General features: G+C 74.5%; 18 protein-coding genes. 6 read left to right on the top strand and 12 right to left on the bottom strand.

Annotation, left to right across the window (positions count from 1 at the left end):
- Nucleotides 1-91 precede the first annotated feature (91 nt).
- Genes ACFYNO_RS18530 through ACFYNO_RS18515 form a run of 4 tightly spaced genes read left to right on the top strand, consistent with a single transcriptional unit; the run spans nucleotide 92 to nucleotide 4709 of the window.
- On the top strand, nucleotides 92-601 hold the full coding sequence (locus ACFYNO_RS18530; RefSeq protein ID WP_388012810.1) for a SigE family RNA polymerase sigma factor: 510 nt from the start codon (nucleotides 92-94) through the stop codon (nucleotides 599-601).
- Between the two features lie 11 nt (nucleotides 602-612).
- Nucleotides 613-1398: a hypothetical protein gene (locus ACFYNO_RS18525; protein ID WP_388012807.1), complete on the top strand. Its 786-nt coding sequence runs from the start codon at nucleotides 613-615 to the stop codon at nucleotides 1396-1398.
- Nucleotides 1399-1421: 23 nt separating this feature from the next.
- Nucleotides 1422-3281, top strand: coding sequence for a penicillin-binding transpeptidase domain-containing protein (locus ACFYNO_RS18520; protein WP_388012804.1), 1860 nt, complete (start codon nucleotides 1422-1424; stop codon nucleotides 3279-3281).
- Between the two features lie 42 nt (nucleotides 3282-3323).
- Nucleotides 3324-4709 (top strand): FAD-binding oxidoreductase, encoded by a 1386-nt coding sequence (locus ACFYNO_RS18515; RefSeq protein WP_388012801.1) that lies wholly within the window; start codon nucleotides 3324-3326, stop codon nucleotides 4707-4709.
- Nucleotides 4710-4779: 70 nt separating this feature from the next.
- Here ACFYNO_RS18515 and ACFYNO_RS18510 read toward each other — a convergent pair whose 3' ends face one another.
- Together ACFYNO_RS18510 and ACFYNO_RS18505 are read right to left on the bottom strand one after the other, a co-directional pair.
- Nucleotides 4780-6852: a carbohydrate binding domain-containing protein gene (locus ACFYNO_RS18510; protein WP_388012798.1), complete on the bottom strand. Its 2073-nt coding sequence runs from the start codon at nucleotides 6850-6852 to the stop codon at nucleotides 4780-4782.
- 450 nt (nucleotides 6853-7302) lie between these two features.
- Nucleotides 7303-8106, bottom strand: coding sequence for a class I SAM-dependent methyltransferase (locus ACFYNO_RS18505; protein WP_388012795.1), 804 nt, complete (start codon nucleotides 8104-8106; stop codon nucleotides 7303-7305).
- A gap of 429 nt (nucleotides 8107-8535) precedes the next feature.
- Here ACFYNO_RS18505 and ACFYNO_RS18500 point away from each other — a divergent pair, with 429 nt between their 5' ends.
- Complete coding sequence (locus tag ACFYNO_RS18500) at nucleotides 8536-9336, top strand: transglycosylase SLT domain-containing protein (RefSeq protein ID WP_388012791.1); 801 nt, start codon at nucleotides 8536-8538, stop codon at nucleotides 9334-9336.
- A gap of 73 nt (nucleotides 9337-9409) precedes the next feature.
- On the opposite strand, the gene ACFYNO_RS18495 is transcribed toward ACFYNO_RS18500, so the two are convergent.
- From ACFYNO_RS18495 to ACFYNO_RS18460, 8 genes are all read right to left on the bottom strand, one after another.
- The gene (locus ACFYNO_RS18495) at nucleotides 9410-10285 is read right to left on the bottom strand and encodes an ABC transporter substrate-binding protein (protein ID WP_388012788.1); all 876 of its coding nucleotides are present in this window, start codon (nucleotides 10283-10285) and stop codon (nucleotides 9410-9412) included.
- Nucleotides 10286-10339: 54 nt separating this feature from the next.
- On the bottom strand, nucleotides 10340-11011 hold the full coding sequence (locus ACFYNO_RS18490; protein ID WP_388012785.1) for an ABC transporter permease: 672 nt from the start codon (nucleotides 11009-11011) through the stop codon (nucleotides 10340-10342).
- Nucleotides 11008-11673 carry an ABC transporter permease gene (locus tag ACFYNO_RS18485; RefSeq protein ID WP_388012782.1) on the bottom strand — a complete coding sequence of 222 codons (666 nt, stop codon included), beginning with the start codon at nucleotides 11671-11673 and terminating at the stop codon, nucleotides 11008-11010. Before ACFYNO_RS18485 ends, ACFYNO_RS18490 begins: the two co-directional genes overlap by 4 nt.
- A complete protein-coding gene (locus tag ACFYNO_RS18480) occupies nucleotides 11663-12757 on the bottom strand; it encodes an ABC transporter ATP-binding protein (RefSeq protein ID WP_388012779.1) in 1095 nt (364 codons plus the stop codon). The genes ACFYNO_RS18485 and ACFYNO_RS18480 overlap by 11 nt, the downstream gene beginning before the upstream one ends.
- Nucleotides 12758-12954: 197 nt before the next feature.
- A complete protein-coding gene (locus tag ACFYNO_RS18475) occupies nucleotides 12955-13368 on the bottom strand; it encodes a rhodanese-like domain-containing protein (protein WP_388012776.1) in 414 nt (137 codons plus the stop codon).
- Nucleotides 13362-13883, bottom strand: coding sequence for a cysteine dioxygenase (locus ACFYNO_RS18470; protein ID WP_388012774.1), 522 nt, complete (start codon nucleotides 13881-13883; stop codon nucleotides 13362-13364). The genes ACFYNO_RS18475 and ACFYNO_RS18470 overlap by 7 nt, the downstream gene beginning before the upstream one ends.
- A gap of 401 nt (nucleotides 13884-14284) precedes the next feature.
- Nucleotides 14285-14518: a hypothetical protein gene (locus ACFYNO_RS18465; RefSeq protein ID WP_388012771.1), complete on the bottom strand. Its 234-nt coding sequence runs from the start codon at nucleotides 14516-14518 to the stop codon at nucleotides 14285-14287.
- Nucleotides 14519-14523: 5 nt separating this feature from the next.
- The gene (locus ACFYNO_RS18460; RefSeq protein ID WP_388012768.1) at nucleotides 14524-14976 is read right to left on the bottom strand and encodes a hypothetical protein; all 453 of its coding nucleotides are present in this window, start codon (nucleotides 14974-14976) and stop codon (nucleotides 14524-14526) included.
- Nucleotides 14977-15075: 99 nt separating this feature from the next.
- Between ACFYNO_RS18460 and ACFYNO_RS18455 the strand changes: the two genes are divergently transcribed.
- The gene (locus ACFYNO_RS18455) at nucleotides 15076-15723 is read left to right on the top strand and encodes a hypothetical protein (protein WP_388012765.1); all 648 of its coding nucleotides are present in this window, start codon (nucleotides 15076-15078) and stop codon (nucleotides 15721-15723) included.
- A gap of 10 nt (nucleotides 15724-15733) precedes the next feature.
- On the opposite strand, the gene ACFYNO_RS18450 is transcribed toward ACFYNO_RS18455, so the two are convergent.
- Nucleotides 15734-17173 (bottom strand): sensor histidine kinase, encoded by a 1440-nt coding sequence (locus ACFYNO_RS18450; protein ID WP_388012762.1) that lies wholly within the window; start codon nucleotides 17171-17173, stop codon nucleotides 15734-15736.
- Nucleotides 17170-17871, bottom strand: coding sequence for a response regulator transcription factor (locus tag ACFYNO_RS18445; RefSeq protein WP_388012759.1), 702 nt, complete (start codon nucleotides 17869-17871; stop codon nucleotides 17170-17172). Before ACFYNO_RS18445 ends, ACFYNO_RS18450 begins: the two co-directional genes overlap by 4 nt.
- Nucleotides 17872-17970 lie beyond the last annotated feature (99 nt).

Raw genomic sequence — 17970 nt, 5'->3', positions numbered from 1 at the left:
ACCCGCACGATAACGATCCCGTCCGGCGTGTAACGCGGACGGTTCCCGCGGCGTAAGAGAAGTGACATGGAACCGGGGGAAGGGCGGGCAGGTGGGGGAGGAGGCCGGGGACTTCCTGGAGTTCGCACACGCACGCAGCGGTCACCTGTTCCGCACCGCCTGCCTGCTGAGCGGTGACTGGCACCTGGCCGAGGACCTGGTCCAGGAGACGCTGGCCAAGCTCTACCGCTCCTGGCACCGGATCGACCAGCAGGTCGGCTCGCCGGCCGCCTTCGCGCAGACCGTGCTCTTCCGCACCTTCCTCTCCCACCGCCGCCGGCTCAGCACCCGCGAACGCCCGGTCGACGCGCTGCCGGAGACGCCCCAGCCGCAGGAGGAGCCCGAGCTGCGGATCACCCTGCTCCAGGGGCTCGCCCAACTCACGCCCAAGGACCGGGCGGTGCTGGTACTGCGCTACTGGGAGGACCGCTCGGTGGAGGAGACGGCCCAGGTGCTTCGGGTCTCCCCGGGCACGGCGCGGGTGCGCAGCCTGCGGGCGCTGGAGAGGCTGCGGGCCGTGCTCGGCGAGGAGTTGCAGGACTTGGGGGTGCGGACGCGGTGACGGTGGACCGGATGACGGGCAGCCAGGACGCGGTGCCCCCGCACCTCGCGCACACCGCGCGGCTGCTGCCGGACGCGCTGGAGGAGGCGGCCGGATGCTTCCCCACGCACCGCCCGGACCTGGTGGCCCGGGCGGTGACGCGCGGCCGACGGCAGCGCCGGGTCCGCCAGGCGCAACTGAGCGGGGTGGCGGCGCTGCTGCTGGTGGGCGCGGGGCTGCTGACGGTACCGGGGGCGGCGGACGGAGGCGGGGCGGTGAGACCGGCACCGGCCGCACCGCCCCAGGTGACGCCGGAACCGCCGTTGCCCACGCCTTCGCCCACGCCGGCGCCGTCCACGAACCAGGCGGACTTCGTCCCGACGCAGCAGGCGCTCGCGCAACTGCTGCCCGAGCGCGGAACGGTGAGCGGGCTGGAAGGCTTCGGCGGTGTCAGAGCCGATCACACGCCGGTCACGAACAACCCCGGGTTCACCGTCGGCGGCACGCTGGACTTCACCGACGCGCGGGGCACGACACACGTGGTCTTCGGCGTGCTGGACCAGCACCCCGAGCCCGCCCTGCACAACTGCAAGAACTGGCCCGCCGCGAACTGCCGGACGCTGGCGGACGGCACCGTCGTCCAGGAGGACCTGGCCCCGCCGGACGGTACGGCGCTGTACCACTGGGTGGTGGTGGCGTTCCATCCGGACGGCCGTGAGGTGCGCCTCCTGGAGAGCGCGCCGGACGCCACGCACCCGCTGGTGCTCAGTCCGGACGAGGCGCGTGCTGTGGTGTTGAACCCGGAGTGGGGGAAGTGATGGACGATCAGGGGGGACGAGAAATGCCCGAAGAGGCCGAGAAGTCGCAAGGCTGGCTGTGGTCGGACGACCCCCAGCCGGCGCCGCTCGACGACGAACTCACCAACGAACTCACCGACGAACCTGACGACCGACCCGACGACGAGTTCGACGGCGAGTTCGACGACACCCCCGAGGACGCGGAAGACCCCGACCCCGCCCGCCGAAGCGGCCGCCGGGCGCTGCTGATCGGCAGCGCGGTGGTGTTCACGGTGCTGCTGGCCGTCGGCGGCATCGCCGTCTACAACCTCGGCTCGGCCGTGTTCGGCGGGCCGCCTGCCCACGACCACACGACCGCCACCACCCCGACCGCCCCGCCCGACGCCGCCCAGGCGACGGCCGCGGCGCAGGCGTTCCTGACCGCCTGGGCGGGCGGCGACGCGACGGCGGCCGGCGCACTGACCGACAACCCCTACACCGCGGCCACCCGGCTGGCCGACTTCAAACAGAAGCTGGCCTTCAGCTCGCTGGCGCTGACCGTCGGCAGCGCGGTGGTGGCACCCCGGCAGGCCGCCCCCGAGACCGTGGTGAAGTTCAAGGCCACCGTCGCCTTTCCGGCGGCCGGCGCGAACCAGGCACCGTGGACGTACGACGGGTCGCTGACGGTCCGTCAGTCCGGCGGCGGCGGAAAGCCGGTGGTGCACTGGGACTCCACGGTGATCAACCCGGCGCTGACCGGGGGCAGGTCGATCGCGCTGCGCGCCGTCTCGCCGTCGGCCGCCGTGCCGGTGGACCGCAAGGGGCGGTCGCTGGCCGGCTTCCCGTCGCTCCCACCGCTGCTGGCGGCACTGCACCCGGCCGACGACTCCTCGCCGGGCACCGGCGACGGTCAGCAGCAGAGCGGGAACGGCAGCGCCGTGGTGCTCACGGAGAACCCCGGCGGGCACGCCCAGCAGCTCTACGTCATCTCCCAGCCGTCGGCCGCGCCGCAGCAGCGGCTGACCCTGGACGCCGATGTGCAGCGGGCGGCCGAGGCGGCGGTGGCGGCGCAGTCGGCGAGCGGCAAGCCGGCCGGGCTGGTCGCCATCGAGCCGAGCACCGGCGACATCCTGGCGGTGGCCAACGCCCCGGCCGGCGGGTTCAACCAGGCGTTCCTGGCCAAGGTCGCCCCCGGCTCGACGCTGAAGGTGGTCACGGCGGCCGCGCTGCTGGAGGCCGGCGACAGCCCGGACACGCCGGTGCCCTGCCCGGACACCGCCAACTCGCCGCGGCTGTGGCACAACGACGAGGACGGGTCCCACCCCGACTACACGCTGGCGGACGACTTCGCCCACTCCTGCAACACCGCCTTCATCCGGGAGAGCCAGTCGAAGCTGGCTCCGGGGACCTTGCCGGCGGTCGCGCTGCAGCAGTTCGGCCTCGGGCTGACCTGGTCGACGGCGCCCGGGGTGGAGAACTTCGACGCGGTCGTGCCCGCCCCGCAGAGCTCGGACGACGCGGCGGCGGAGGCGATCGGGCAGTACACCGTCGTGGCCAACCCGCTGGCGATGGCCTCGGTGGCGGCGACGGTGCAGAGCGGGACGTTCCGGCAGCCGATCCTGCTGCCCGGCCAGCCGCAGGTGACCACGGCGAAGCCGCTGCCCGCCGCGGTCGCCGCCCAGTTGCGGACGATGATGGCGAGGGCCGCGGCCTCGGGCACGGCCCAGCAGGCGATGGCGGGCCTGAGCGGCCAGGTCGGCGCGAAGACGGGCACGGCGGACGTGGACGGCGCGGCGGCGCCCAACAGCTGGTTCATCGGCTACCGCGGCGACCTCGCCGTCGCCGCGGAGGTGGAGGGCGGCGGCCACGGCGCGGGCGCGGCCGGTGCGGCGGTGGCGTCGGTGCTGGCGGTGGGGAACGGCTGAGCGGCCGCGGGCGGGAGGCGGCGCCGGGATACCGTGGTGGGCATGGTCCAGCCCTCACCCCTGACCGCCGCCCTCGACGAGCTGCGCACGGTGCTCGGCCCGGGCGCCGTGCTGGACGGCGACGATCCGGTCGCCGGCTTCGTCCAGGACGAGCGCGGGATCCTGACGGCCCGTCCGGCCGCCGTCCTCCGCCCGCGCTCGACCGCGGAGGTGGCCACCGCCGTCGCCCTCTGCGCCCGCCACCGGGTGCCGGTGGTGCCGTTCGCCGGCGGGACGGGGCTGGTCGGCGGCGCGGTGCCGCTGGGGGAGCGCGAGCAGGTGGTGCTCAGCGTCCGCGGGCTGGACCGGATCCGCAGCGTCGACCCGGCCGACTTCTCGCTCACGGCAGAGGCGGGCTGTGTCCTGGCGGACGTTCAGCACGCCGCCGAACAGGCAGGGCTGTCCTTCCCGCTGCGGCTGGCCTCCGAGGGCAGCGCCCGGCTCGGCGGCGCGGTGGCGACCAACGCCGGCGGCAGCAACGTGCTGCGCTACGGCATGACCAGGGAGCTGGTACTCGGTCTCGAAGCGGTGCTGCCGGACGGCCGGATCTGGCACGGGCTGCGCCGCCTGCGCAAGGACAACACCGGCTACGACCTCAAGCAGCTGCTGATCGGATCCGAGGGCACGCTGGGCGTGGTCACCGCGGCGACGGTGCGGCTCTTCCCGCGGCCGCGCCACCGGGCCGTCGCCCTGCTCGCCCTGCCGGGCATGGACGGGCTCGGCGCCCTCCTCGCCCTGGCCCGTGAATCGCTGGCGGACCGGCTCACGGCGCTGGAGCTGTTCGGCGCCACCGGACTCGCACTGCTCACCCGGCACGTGCCGGGCGCCCGCGACCCGTTCGACCGCCCGCACCCGCGCTACCTCCTCCTGGAGGCCGAGGCCACCGACGCCGAGACGCACGCCTTCCTCGCCGAGGCGCTGGACCGCGGCCTGGCCGCCGACGCCCTGCCGGCCCTCGACCCCGCGCAGGCCCGCACCTTCTGGGCGCTGCGCGAGGCACTGCCGGAGGCCGAGAAGCGCGCGGGCGGAGCGGTGAAGCACGACGTCAGCGTGCCGCTGGGCGCGGTCGGCGAGTTCATGGCCACGGCCGAACGGGAGCTGGCCGCGGCCTTCCCGGGAGTGCGGGTGAACGCCTTCGGCCACGTGGGGGACGGCAACGTCCACCTCAACGTGCTGCTCCCGCCGGAGCGGGCGGCCGAGGCATCGGCACTGGTCTACCGCCTGGTCGCGGAGCGCGGCGGCTCGATCAGCGCGGAGCACGGCATCGGCGTGCTCAAGCGCGAGGCCCTCGCCGCCCACCGGGATCCGCTGGAACTGGAACTGCTGCGCACGGTGAAGGCGGCACTGGATCCGCTGGGGATCATGAACCCCGGGAAGCTGGTCGGATGAACGCCGGGGCCCCGTCGGGCCGGCTCCGGGGAACCGGCCCGACGGGGCCTCAAGACCGTCCTGTCAGGCGTCAGTTGATGGCGAAGTCGTCACCGTAGACGTTGCCCTGGCCGTACCAGCCGTGCAGGTACACCGTGACGGTGCCGGAGGCGCCGGTGGTGAACGGGACGGTCAGCTGGGTCCAGGTGGTGCCGTTGGCCCAGCTGGAGGCGGTGGCGCCGCCGCTGACGCCGGCGTAGGCGTAGGGGCCGTTGACCCAGGCGGTCAGGGTGTAGGAGTGGTTCGGCTGCAGGGTGACCGTCTGGTCGCACTCACCGGTGGTGCCGGCGGTGGGGACGACCTGCAGGGCGTGGCTGCCGGAGTGGACCGGGGTGGAGACCACGGCGCCGCCGGTCTGGCAGGTCCAGGGGCTCAGGCTGCCCGTCTCGAAGCCGCCGTTGGCCAGGGTGCCGCCGGTGGTCGGGGTGGTGACGGTCAGGTTGTAGGTGGCGGTGTGGCTGCCGGAGGCGGCGGTGCCCGTGATGGTCAGCGGGTAGGTGCCGGCGGCGGTGGCCGAGGTGGTGCTGACGGTCAGGGTCGAGCCGGCGCCGGCGGTGACCGAGGCCGGGCTCAGCGAGGCGGTGACGCCGGCGGGGGCGCCGGAGACCGAGAGGGCGACGGACTGCGCGCTGCCCGAGGTGACCGCGGTGGCGATGGTCGCGGTGCTGCCGGAGCCGGCCTGGACCGAGCCGGCGGCCGGGGAGGCGGTCAGCGAGAAGTCGTTGGTGGTGGTGCCGCCGGTCACCGTCAGGTTGTAGGTGGCGGTGTGGCTGCCGGAGGCGGCGGTGCCCGTGATGGTCAGCGGGTAGGTGCCGGGGGCGACGGCCGAGGTGGTGCCGATGCTCAGGGTCGAGCTGGCGCCGGCGGTGACCGAGGCCGGGCTGAACGAGGCGGTGACGCCGGCGGGGGCGCCGGAGACGGACAGGGCGACGGACTGCGCGCTGCCCGAGGTGACCGCGGTGTTCACGGTGGCGGAGGTGGAGCCGCCCGCCGCGACCGAGCCGGCGGCCGGCGAGTCGCTGAGCGAGAAGTCGTTGGTGGTGGTGCCGCCGCCCGAGGTGAAGGGCTCCAGCGCGTGGCTGAAGTCCCAGGTGCCCTGGGCGATGCCGGAGCAGGTGTCGGAGCCGGCGGTGCCGGTGCAGCCGCCGTTGTCACGCTGCAGGGCCCAGAACGACAGGGTGTTGACGCCCTTGGCGGTGGCCCAGCTCTGGACGTTCTGCGCGTCGGCGACGGTGGTGGTCTCGCCCGCGCCGAAGTCGTCGATGCCCGGCATCAGGATGATGCCGACCGAGGCCCACAGCTGGGCGGCGGTCTTCGACGGGTAGAGCTTGGCGAGTTGGCCCTCCAGGCCGGTCGCCGCGTTCTCCGCGTCGGTGCCCATCTCGTGCGAGGCGTTGTCGTAGTAGTCGAACGTCATGATGTTGACGACGTCGATCCGCGCGTTGTTGGTGACCGCGTTCTTCAGCACCGCCAGGCCGCTGGAGGCCAGGCCGCTGGTGGTGGTCGGCAGGGTGTAGGAGAACTGGACGTTGCGCCCGTTCGCCGCGGCCCAGTCCTCGACCAGCTTGACGGCCTTGTTGCGGCGGTCGATGCCGGCGGTGTTGGTCAGCGAGTTGTCCTCGGTGTCGAGGTCGATCCGGCTGACGTTGTAGGTGGTGATGACCGACTCGTAGGCCGCCGCGATCTGGTTCACGTCGGTGCAGCTGTCGGCGATCTCGGTGCCGCCGTTGTCGGCCGCGTAGCCGCCGAAGGACGGGATGACGTTGCCGCCGCCGGCCTGGAGGGAGGCGATGTCGCTGCCGTAGGAGGAGGCGGCGATCGGGGTGGTGGTGTCACCGTCCCAGTAGACCGAGCAGGAGCCCTTGGTGGCGGCCTGGACGAAGGCCATGCTCAGGAACTTGTTGCCGGACGCGGTGGCCTGACCGGACAGGCTGCCGGGGGTGTAGGCCTCGTAGTACGGCGCGAAGACGTGGGCCGGCAGTGGGGTGCCGGTGGCGGCCGGGGCGGCGTTGGCGTTGCCGCCGACGCCGGCCAGCAGCGCGGCCGAGGCGGCCAGGGTGGCGCCGGCGGCCAGCGCAGCCCGGACGGACCTGTGAAGACGCATCAGTGTGCTCCAGCAGATGGGGGATATGGGGGACGGTGGTGCACGAGCGGTGGCTCACCAACGGGATTTGCGCACGAACAGGATTTGCACATGACAACGACCTGCGCGGAGGCGTCGGTTCGTCGGGGATCGGACGGGCGTCCGGCGCGCCTCGGAACGGGGCATCGGGCGTCGGTCGTGGTCGCGGGCAGGGTGGTAGGGGCGGTAGGCGGTCAGAGCAGGGCGAATCCCCGCCGGCCGGTGGTCACACCCCCACAGTGCATCCCGGTCACGGGCTCCCTCCGCGTCCGCGCGAACGTGAAGGGGGACGAGTCATATCGTTGGACTAGACCAGTTATCTGTCAAGAGACCTAACAATCCGTCGGCCGGTCCCGTCCCGCTCCTCGGACGCCCTTAAGGCGCGGTTGAGCCGCCGTCAGCCGGGCCGGCGCCCGCGGCCGCCGCGCCGGCTCAGCTGCGGCCCGCCGTCAGCAGGTGCCCGCTGATCCCCAGCAGCGAGGGCTCCGACTCGGCGGTGCGCAGCGCGGCCAGCACCTGCTCGCGCTGCTCGGGGTCGTCCAGCCGCTCGTCGATGCCGAGCAGCCAGGCCGCGCCCTCCAGGCCGTACTGGCCGGTCGCGGTCAGCCCGGCCGCGGCGAACTCGGCGGGCACCTCGGCGGCCAGGTGGAAGTAGGCGGTGGTGAAGAGGGAGTGCTCGGCGGCCGGCCGCAGCTCGCCGGTCGCCACGCAGGCGTCGGTGGCGGCGCGGTTGGCCGGGAGGAAGTAGCTGCCGCTGCGCATGGTGTCGTGCAGCCCGGCGAACCGGTTGATGGTGGCCGCGGCCACCAGGCCGCCCGGCCGGACCACCCGGCGGGCCTCGGCGAGGGCGCGCAGGCGGTCGGCCGGGTCGGGCAGGTGGTAGAGCGGGCCGAGCAGCAGGACCGCGTCGGCCCAGTGGTCCGGGGCGTCGAGCGAGCGGGCGTCACCGAGAACGGCCGTCACTCCGGGTAGCCGGGAGGCCTGGTCGACGTGCAGCGGCACCGGGTCGACCAGCTGCACGGTGTGGCCGTCGCCGGCCAGCCACTCGGCATGCACGCCGGCGCCGCCGCCGACGTCGAGGACGCGGAGCGGGCCGGGGCGGTGGGCGGCGAGCAGGCGTCGCAGCACGTCCTGGGTGCGCCAGTACTCCAGGCGGTTCTCCGGCCGGCAGAGGCGGTCGGGCTCCCGGCCGCGGTCGTAGTAGGCGCGGACTTCGGGGGCGAGGGAGTAGCTCATGGAACTGGAGCCTGGCGCGCGGGGCCGAACGGGTGCAACTGCGTTTCGCGGCGGTCACGGAGCGTGGCGCGGCTGGTGAGCATCCCCACAGGCGATTCGGGAGTACGAGGGGGCGTAGTGGGCGGGGTGGCCCGGGGTTGAGGGGCAGGGACCGGGCAGGGGTCGGCGTAAGTACTACCGAGCGTCGTAGTGGGTGTCTTTGCTCCCCCGATGAGGACCGGGTTAAACCTGGACGAGTCGCCAAGCGAACCGCCTTACCGGGATGAAACGCCCGAGAGCCTGTCCAGGTGGAGCGCTTTCCGTACGGGCACCGACCGGCAACGGCGGGCCCCACGGTCTCCGACGCACCCGAGCAGCACCCTGCGGCCCCGCGCCGCGCGGTACTGCCGTGCGCCCCGGGACCGGCAAGACCGAAGAGGTAGAAGCAGTATGCGCAGCGCCCTGATGACCACCGTTGGCCGACGATCCTCCGTGGTCCTCGCCACCGCCGGCCTGACCGCCGCCGTCGCCGCCTCCGCCGTGGCCTTCGCGCTCCCCTCCGACGCCGCCACCGTCGTCACCGCCGACGCCGGGCACGCGGCGCCCGCCGAGCTCAAGCTCTCGCACCACGGGACCACCGGGGGCGCCACCACGCTGGCCGCCGCCGGTGACACCGCCAAGATCGAGAACGCCCCGTACCTGCAGACGCACGGTGCGAAGGGCGGGAACAACGCGTTCACCGCGCCGTACAAGGCCGAGCAGACCGAGCAGGCGAAGCCGGCGGCCGCCGAGCAGCCCGCCCCGGCGCCGCAGCAGCAGGCGCAGCCCGTGGCCGCGCCCGCGCCCGCCGAGCAGCCCGCTCCGGCTCCGCAGCCGGCGCCCGCCCCGGCCCCGCAGCCGAACAACGACCAGGCGGCCTCCCGCTCCCAGCAGCGCGCCGCGCTGACCGCCACCGACACCAGCCCGAGCGGCCTGCGCGCCCTGGCGCAGAGCATCGTCCCGGCCGGCCAGTGGGCGGCGTTCAACAACATCGTCAACCACGAGAGCAGCTGGAACTTCCAGGCGACGAACCCGTCCTCCGGCTCCTACGGCCTGGGCCAGGCCCTGCCGGCCGGCAAGATGGCCTCGGCGGGCTCGGACTGGAAGACCAACCCGGTCACCCAGATCAAGTGGACCCTGAACTACATGAACGAGCGCTACGGCAGCCCGAACGCCGCCTGGACCTGGTGGCAGGCCCACCACTGGTACTGATCGGCGCCCCCGGCCCCGGACGCACCGCGGCCCCCGACGGAGTTCTTCCGTCGGGGGCCGCGGTGCGTCCTGCTCAGCCCAGGCCGTTGGCCTTCACCCAGTCCTTCGCCACCTGCGACGGGTCGTCCTTGTCCACGCTGACCTTCTTCATCATCGCCAGCAGCCCGGCCGTGTCCAGCTTCGCGGAGACGGCGTTCAGGGTGTCGGTGACCTTGCTGTCGGCCTTGGACTTGTACACCACCGGGGTCACGTTCTGGGCGCCGAAGAGGTTCTTCGGGTCGTCCAGCGGGACCAGGCCCAGCGAGGTGATCCGCGGGTCGGTGGTGAAGACGTCGCCGACCTGGACGGTGCCGTCCTTGATGGCGTTGGCGGTGGTGTCGGCGGTGGGCTTCCACTCCTTGAAGGAGACGCCGTAGACGTCCTTGAACTGCTGCTCGCGCCGCGACTTGAACTCCGGCTGGCCGCCCACGGTGAACTGGGCACCCACCGCGGCCAGGTCGGCGATCGACTTCAGGCTGTACTTGGCGGCCGTGTCCTGGCCGACCGTCAGGGTGTCCTTGTCCTCGGCGGCGGAGGAGTTCAGCAGCTCCAGGGAGCTCGGCAGGTCCTTGGCCAGCGCGGCGTTGACGTCGGTCGCGCTGGCCGCGGTTGACTTGGGATCGAGATAGCTCAGCAGACCGCCGTTGTACTCCGGCAGTATGGTCAGCTTGCCGTCCTTGAGCTGGCCGTACAGCACCTCGCGGCTGCCGATGTTGAACTGCTCGGTCACCTTGACGCCCTTGGCCTGCAGTGCCTGCGAGTAGATCGAGGCGAGCAGCACGTTCTCCGGGAAGTTGGCCGAGCCGATCACGACCTTGCCGGAGAGCGGGTCGCTGGAGGAGCAGGCGGTGAGCGAGAGCGCGGCAGCGGCGGCGACGGCGGCAGCGGTGAGCGTGCGCGTGGACAACATCGGTGGTGGTCCTTTCGGAATGATCAGAACGGGAAGCGGAAGCGGGGGACCGGGTCAGCCGCGCGGCTTGCGCAGCCCGGCGGGCAGCGCGTAGCGGAGCAGCAGGGCGAAGAGCACCTGGGTGAGGACGGCCAGCAGCACCACCAGCAGGGCGCCGCCGAAGGTCAGGGCGAAGTCCTGGGTGGCCAGCCCGTCCACCACGTAGCGGCCCAGGCCGCCGAGGCCGACGTAGGCGGCGACCGTGGCGGTGGCGATCACCTGCACCGCCGCCGTGCGCAGCCCGGCGAGCAGGGCCGGCAGGGCCCACGGCACGCACACCTCCAGCAGTACCTGGCGGTGGGTCAGGCCGATGCCCCGGGCGGCGTCGCGCAGCTCCGGGTCGGTGGAGCGCACGCCCTCGCAGGCGGCCACCAGCAGGACCGGGGCGGCCAGCGCCACCAGCGGCACCAGCACGGCGGTGTCGCCGACCCCGGCGAGCAGCACCGCCAGCGTCACCAGGCCGAGGGTGGGCAGCGCCCGGGCCGCACCGCTCAGTGCGGTCACCAGACCGGCCGCCTTTCCGGTGTAGCCGAGCAGCAGGCCCAGCGGCACGGCGATCAGCACCGCCCAGCCGAGCGCCTCGGCGGAGAAGAGCAGGTGCTCGCCGATCCGGTGGAGGATCGAGTCGGGGCCGTGCTGCCGGTCCGGCGAGCCGAAGAAGTCGGAGAGCCAGGAGAAGAGGTTCACTTGCCGACCGCCTCCCGCCGGGCCCAGGGCGCCAGCAGCCGGCGGGCCAGCAGCAGCACCGCGTCGGTGACCAGCGCCAGCAGTGCGACCAGCACGATCCCGGCCACGATCGGGGTCGGGAAGGTGCGCTGGAAGCCGTCCAGGAAGAGGTAGCCCAGGCCGCCGCGCCCGACCAGCGCGCCGACGCTGGCCAGCGAGATGCTGGAGACCGCCGCCACCCGCAGCCCGGCCACCAGGTACGGCACGGCGGCCGGCAGCTCCACGGCGGCCAGCCGGCGCCAGGGGCCGTAGCCCAGCGCGGTGGCGGCCTGGCGCACCGGCTCCGGCACCGCGCGCAGCCCGTCCACCGTGGTGGGCAGCAGCACGGCTAGCGCGTAGCAGGTCAGCGGGATCATCACGGTGGCCTGGGTGGCCAGCCCGGTGTACGGGATCAGCACCACGAAGACCGCCAGCGCGGGCAGCGCGTAGATCACGTTGAAGACCGCGGCGAGCGGCTGGTAGAGCCGCCCGTAGCGGGTGCAGAGCAGGCCCAGCGGCAGCGCGATCAGCAGCCCGAGGAGCACCGGCAGCAGCGCGATCACGGCGTGGTCGACCAGCAGCCCGCGCAGGTAGCCCAGGTGGGTGTTGACCCAGTGCCAGCGGACCAGCGGTTCATCGCCCATCGCTGACCCCCAGCGGCGTTATCCCCGCGGTGGCCTCCGGCCCGGCCGCGTCCAGCGCGTCCAGCACGGCGGCGCGCGGGGCCAGGCCGAGCACCCGGCCGTCCTGGTCCACCGCGACGGCGGCCCGGGCGGGGGAGAGCACGGCGCTGTCCAGGGCGGTGCGCAGGGTGTCGGTGCCCGGGCGGTAGACGGCGACCTGGTGGATCGTTTCGCCGCCGGCGTCCGTGACGGTGTCCCCGGGCCCGCGCCAGCCGGTCGGGCGGCCGTCCTGGTCCAGCGTCAGGGTCCAGCCTTCGTAGGGCACGTCGGCCGGCCGCAGCGGGATGCCGGCCGCCGGGCGCAGCGCCAGGCCGCGCAGCCCGCGGTCCCGGCCGAGGAAGGCGGCCACACCGGCGTCGGCGGGCGCGGCGAGCAGCGTGGCCGGGTCGGCCACCTGGGCGATCCGGCCGTGCTCGCGCAGCACCACGATCTGGTCGCCGAGCCGGACCGCCTCCTCGATGTCGTGGGTGACGAAGAGCACCGTCTTGTTCAGCTCGGCCTGCAGCCGCAGCAGCTCCTCCTGCAGCCCGGCCCGGACCACCGGGTCGACGGCGCTGAACGGCTCGTCCATCAGCAGCACCGGCGGGTCGGCGGCCAGCGCCCGGGCCACGCCGACCCGCTGCTGCTGGCCGCCGGAGAGCTGGAACGGGTAGCGGCGGGCCGTCTCGGGGGCCAGGCCGACCAGCTCCAGCAGCTCCATCGCGCGCTTGCGGGCCCGCCTGCGGTCCCAGCCGAGCAGCCGGGGCACGGTGGCGATGTTGTCCACCACCCGCCGGTGCGGGAAGAGGCCGGCCTGCTGGATCACGTAGCCGATGCCGCGGCGCAGCCTGGCGGCGTCCAGCTGGGCGACGTCCGTGCCGTCCAGCAGTACCCGGCCCGAGGTCGGCTCCACCATCCGGTTGACCATCCGCAGGATGGTCGTCTTGCCGCAGCCGGACGGGCCGACCAGCACGGTGGTCCGGCCGTCGGGGACGGTGAGGTCAAGCCCCTCGACGGCGAGGGTGCCGTCCGGGTGGCGCTTGGCGGCGCCGTCGAATCTGATCACGTGGAGGTTCCTGGCCGGGGTGCCTGGGCACCGGTCTATGGGGTCCGTCTGCGGTCCGGAGCGGGTCCGGCTGACGGGGCGTCCGGACGGGCACCCGTGGCTGCCTGCCCGTGTCGGCACCGAGGGAAACCCCCGATCCGGATCGTTGATGGAACCGACACTCCGCAGGATCTGGCATATTGTCAGATTTCATCGTGTCAGCTATGGGGGCGCGCCGGAGCGCCCGGGAGTGTGACCGACTCGGTCGGCAGGCCGGCCGCGGCCCAGGCGCGGAAGCCGCCGTCCAGGTCGGTGGCCCGGTGCAGGCCCAGCTCGCGCAGCGAGGCGGCGGCCAGGCTGGAGGCGTAGCCCTCGGAGCAGACCAGCACCACCTCCACGTCGTGCCCGGTGGCCTCCGGGATCCGGTGGCTGCCGGCCGGGTCGAGCCGCCACTCCAGCACGTTGCGCTCGATCACCAGGGCGCCCGGGATGCCGCCCTCCTCGGCGCGCTGCTGCACGGGGCGGATGTCCACCAGCAGCGCGCCGGCGCGGTGCGCGGCGTGCGCCTGGTGCGGGTCGGGGCGGTGCACGCCCGCGCGCGAGCGGGTCACGAGGTCGTCGACGGTCACCACTGTTCCGGTCCTTCCACGGCCGTCTGCCGCAGGCCGTCGGCCCGCAGCTCGTACCTGGTCATGCCGCCCAGCGGCGGCGAGTAGGCGTGCAATGTCACGGCGGGGCCGTTGGCGGTGTTGCGCACGTCGTGCAGGTAGTCCGGGCCGAAGGCGCGGACGGCGCCGGCCGGCAGCCGGCGGGTGTGCAGCGCGCCCTGCTCGCCGCCGAGCGACAGCTCCTCCAGCTCGCCGAGCGCGACGGTGAAGGCGCCGCGCGAGCCGCCGTGGTCGTGGAAGCCGGTGGACTGGCCGGGCAGCCAGCTGATCAGCCAGACCTCGTGCTCCTCGGTCAGGGCGAGCCGCTGGTACCAGCGGTCCTCGGCGGAGAGCCGGACCAGGTGGATCCACTCCTGCGGGCGCTCGGCCAGCTCGGCGACGATCCTGCGCAGTTCGGCGGGGGTCAGGGCCGCGGGGGTCAGGGTGGTGGGGGCCAGGGCGGTGGCGGTCGGGGCGGTGGTGGCGAGTTCGGCGGGCATGGCGGACCTCGACGGGAACGGAGCGGGCGTGCGGCGGTGCGCGCGGACGGCGCGGCGGACACGCGGCGGGCGTGCCGGGCGGTGCGGATGCGGGCGCCCGGACCGGTCGGCCCCGGAGCACTCCACGGGGTCCCGGTCAGCCGGGCTCGGGGGCAGGTCTCAGCTGCTCAGCGGGCACACATGTCGCTCGCCTGACGTCGCAGGTCGACGTGCAGGCGGCAGACGAGGTCGGTGCCGTGCTCCATGCCGCTGATAGTGGTGGACCGGCGCGGGGCCCGTCAAGCCGGACACACGGCCGCAACAAGCCGCAACAACCGGTCCCGGACAGCCGGAGCAGCCCCCGGGGAAGGCGGTTCCCGGGGGCTGGCGAGGGGGCGGCCGTGGCTCAGCGGCTCAGTGGCTCAGTTGCCGGGCGCCGCGCTCTGCGAGGCGTCCTGGGCGGCGTCCGAGTCGGCCGCGGCGGCGGCGCTGTCGGCGGCGTCCACCTTCTGCTGCATGCCGGCGAGCTGCGGGTCGGCCGAGCCGCCGGGCTGGGCGGCGGGCGTGGCGGGCGCGGCGTTGCCCGAGCCGGCCGAGCCGCCGCACCCGGTCAGCAGCACGGCGGCCGTCAGCACCGCGCCGGCCGTGGCGAGCACCCGCCTCACTGGGCGGTTCCCAGGCCCTGCGAGGTGCACCAGGTGGCCACGGCCTTCAGGTCGTCCTGACGGGTGGTCAGGGTCGGCACCAGGGTCTTGCGGAAGGTCAGCCGGTCGTTGAGGTAGGTGTAGACGGCGGTGTGGCCGGCGCTCTTCGCGTCGTCCACCCGCTGCTCCAGCCGGGCGATCGAACCCGGCTCGGTGGCCGGGCCGTTCAGCCGGTCGAGCGCCTTCTGCACGCGCTGCTCGGTCTTCGGCAGCCGCTTGCAGATGCCGTTGGCCCCGTCGCTCTTGGGCGCGGTGGCGGCGGTGGCGGCCTGGGCGGGGACGGCGGCGGCGAGCAGCGCGCCACCGATCGCGAGCGTGCCGACGACGGCGCCGGCCTTGCGGTAGGAGAGCATGGCGAAGTCCTCCAGGGGAGTGCGGCGCGGGCGGCGTTCCGCCCGACTGACCGGCACGGTAGGGAGGCTCTTTGTGGAAACCCTGTGATCCGGCCCGCCATCCGCCGTCCCCGCTCGTTGAACCAAGGCATGACGAATCTGATGCACCGTCGTCGGGTGCGGCTCGTGATCACGGCCGCCGCCCTGGCCCTGGGCGCTCTCGGCACCGGAACCGCCCGGGCCGCGCCGGCGGCCCCGTCCTGTCCGACCGGACAGCTCTTCGCCACCGGCAACACGGCGATCATCACCGATCCCGCCGACCCCCGGCTGCGGACCCGCCTCACCCGCTTCGAGCACGAGGTGCGTGCCATCATCGCCGCCAACGGCGCCCGGCCCGGCGGCTCCACCCTGCTCGACGGCGTCTTCTGGTCCGCGGACCTGAAGCAGGCCACCTACGAGCGCTCCCGCGAGTTCGACGTCAACCGGGTCAGCCGCGACGGGCTGCACCACCTGGCCGACGTCGTCGCCAAGCAGTACCACCAGGAGTCGGTGCTCACTTTCCCCTGCCTGCCCCGGAACGCGCCGCAGGCCGGCGCCGTGGAGATCCAGGCCCCCGGCGTCGACTCCACCCGGCTGCACGACGCGCTGCTCGCCGACCCCGAGGCCCGCGACGAGCTCGGCGGCGGCTCCACCACCCTGGACGGGCGGCTGGTCCTGATCGCCCCGGTCGCCGACCTGCCGCTGGCGCAGCGGTTCACCCGGTCGCTCGGCGTGGACTGGAGCAGGGCCGAGGTGCGCTACAGCGAGGAGGAGTTCGTCCGCTGACCCGCCGTCATCAGCGGGCGGGCGTGAACCACTCCGGCCGGGCCGGCAGCGACAGCGTCGGCGCGTGCGGGAGCACCAGCGGCAGCCGCAGCTCGAAGCGGCTGCCCTGGCCGGCCGGCGGGGCGGTGGCGGTGACGGTGCCGCGGTGCAGGGCGGCCTGCTGGGCGACCAGGGTCAGGCCCAGGCCGGAGCCCGGGCTGCCGGGGCGGCGGTGGAAGCGGTCGAAGACGGCGGCCCGCTCGGCCGGCGGGATGCCGGGGCCCCGGTCGTCCACGGTGAGCACCGCCTCGCCGCCGACCCGCCGCAGCCCGACGGTGATCCGGGCCGGCTCGCCCGGCCGGGCGCCGTGCACCGCCGCGTTGGCCAGCAGGTTGTCGAAGGCGATCCGCAGCCCCGCCTCCCAGCCGAAGACCCGCAGGTCCGGGTCCTGGACGCAGTCCAGCTGCAGCTCCGGCCGGCGGCGGCGCAGCTCGGCGACCGCGGCGGCCAGCGGCTCGGCCAGGTCCACCGGCCCGAAGGCCTCCTCCTCGACCAGGTCGCCGCGGGCCAGCGTGCGCAGCGCGGTGAGCAGGTCGAGGAGGCGGCGGTGGTCGTCGCGCAGGTCGGCCAGCAGCTCGGAGCGGTCCGGCTCCGGCAGGTCGGGGTGGGCGGAGAGCACGTCCAGGTTGGTCTGCAGGCCCATCAGCGGTGTGCGCAGCTCGTGCGAGGCGGCGGCCGAGAACGAGCGGGCGGTCTCCAGCGCCTGCGCCGTCCGGGCCGCCTGCTGGTCGTAGCGGGCCAGCGCGCCGGCCAGCGCCGCCGCCAGCTCGTCCACCTCGCCGATCCCGCTCGGCCGGTGCCGGAAGCCCGCCGCTCCGGCGCCCGGATCCAGCGCCGCCGCCTGCCGCCCGAGCCGGCTGAGCGGCGCGGCCGCCCGCCGGGCCACCGCGAAGGCCAGCAGCCCGCCGATCGGCGCGGCCAGGCCGGCCACCAGCAGGACCCGCCCGCGCACCGCGCTGACCTGCGGATCGGCCGCCGAGGCCGGCACGGCCACCCAGAGCGTGCCCGGATCGGCGCCGCCCACCGGACGGGCCAGCACCCGCCAGCCGCGCCCGTCGGCGCGCACGGTCAGCGGTCTGGCGGCGGCCGCGGCGGCGGGCAGCGCGCTCGGCATCGGGCCGCCGGAGGCGACCGGCTGCCCGGCGGCGTCCTCCACCCGGATCCCGACGTCCAGTGCGGCCTCCAGCAGCTTGCGGTGCTGGTTCTGGGCGACCTGGCTGCGGCCCTGGTGGTCGGCGTTGAGCAGGGTGCGGACGTCGGGGAGCACGGCGGCGGCCCGGTCCTGCAGCCTGGTGTCCTGCTCGGCGCGCAGGTCGCGGGTGACCAGCCCGAGCAGCAGCGCGCCCGCCCCCAGCACCAGCAGGCAGACCACCGCGCCGGACCAGAGCGCGATCCTGGTGGCGAGCCTCATCGCGGCGCCCCCGTCCGGAGCACGAAGCCGACGCCGCGCACGGTGTGCACCAGCCGCTCCCGGCCGCCCTCCTCCAGCTTGCGGCGCAGGTAGCTGACGAAGGTGTCCACGGCATCCGTGCGCACCTCGAAGTCGTAGCCCCAGACCCGGTCCAGCAGCTGGTCCCGGGTCAGCACCTGCCCGGCGTTGCGGGCCAGCTGCTCCAGCAGCTCGAACTCACGGCGGGTCAGCTGCACCGGCCGCCCGTCCCGGCGCACCTCCCGGGTCGCCGGGTCGATCTCCAGCGGACCGACCCGCAGCACCCCGTCGCCGGCCGGCGGACGGCGGCGCAGCAGCGCCCGCAGCCGCAGCACCAGCTCCTCCAGGGCGAACGGCTTCACCAGGTAGTCGTCCGCCCCCGCCTGCAGCCCGGCCACCCGGTCGGCCAGCTCGTCCAGCGCGGAGAGCATCAGCACCGGCAGGTCGCAGCCCTGCGCCCGCAGCCGCCGGCACACCTCGGTGCCGGAGAGGTCGGGCATCGAGACGTCGAGCACCAGCACGTCCGGCGCCTGCGCCGCCACCGCCTCCAACGCCGCCAGCCCGCCGCCGGCCGAGCGCACCGCGAAGCCGCTCAGCCGCAGCCCGCGCTCCAGCGAGCGGCGGATGGTGGCGTCGTCGTCCACCACCAGGACCTGTCCGAGGTGTTCGGTGCTGACCATGGGGGCACGGTGCCATGGTCGGATGAGAGTTTTCTCATCGAAATGGTCAGGACTCCGCAACACCCGGGCAACCGAGGAACCCGGTCCACCGGGTCGGAC

This window comes from Kitasatospora sp. NPDC006697 (assembly GCF_042869935.1).
Taxonomy (GTDB): domain Bacteria; phylum Actinomycetota; class Actinomycetes; order Streptomycetales; family Streptomycetaceae; genus Kitasatospora.
This window is presented reverse-complemented; position numbering and strand designations above follow the sequence as displayed.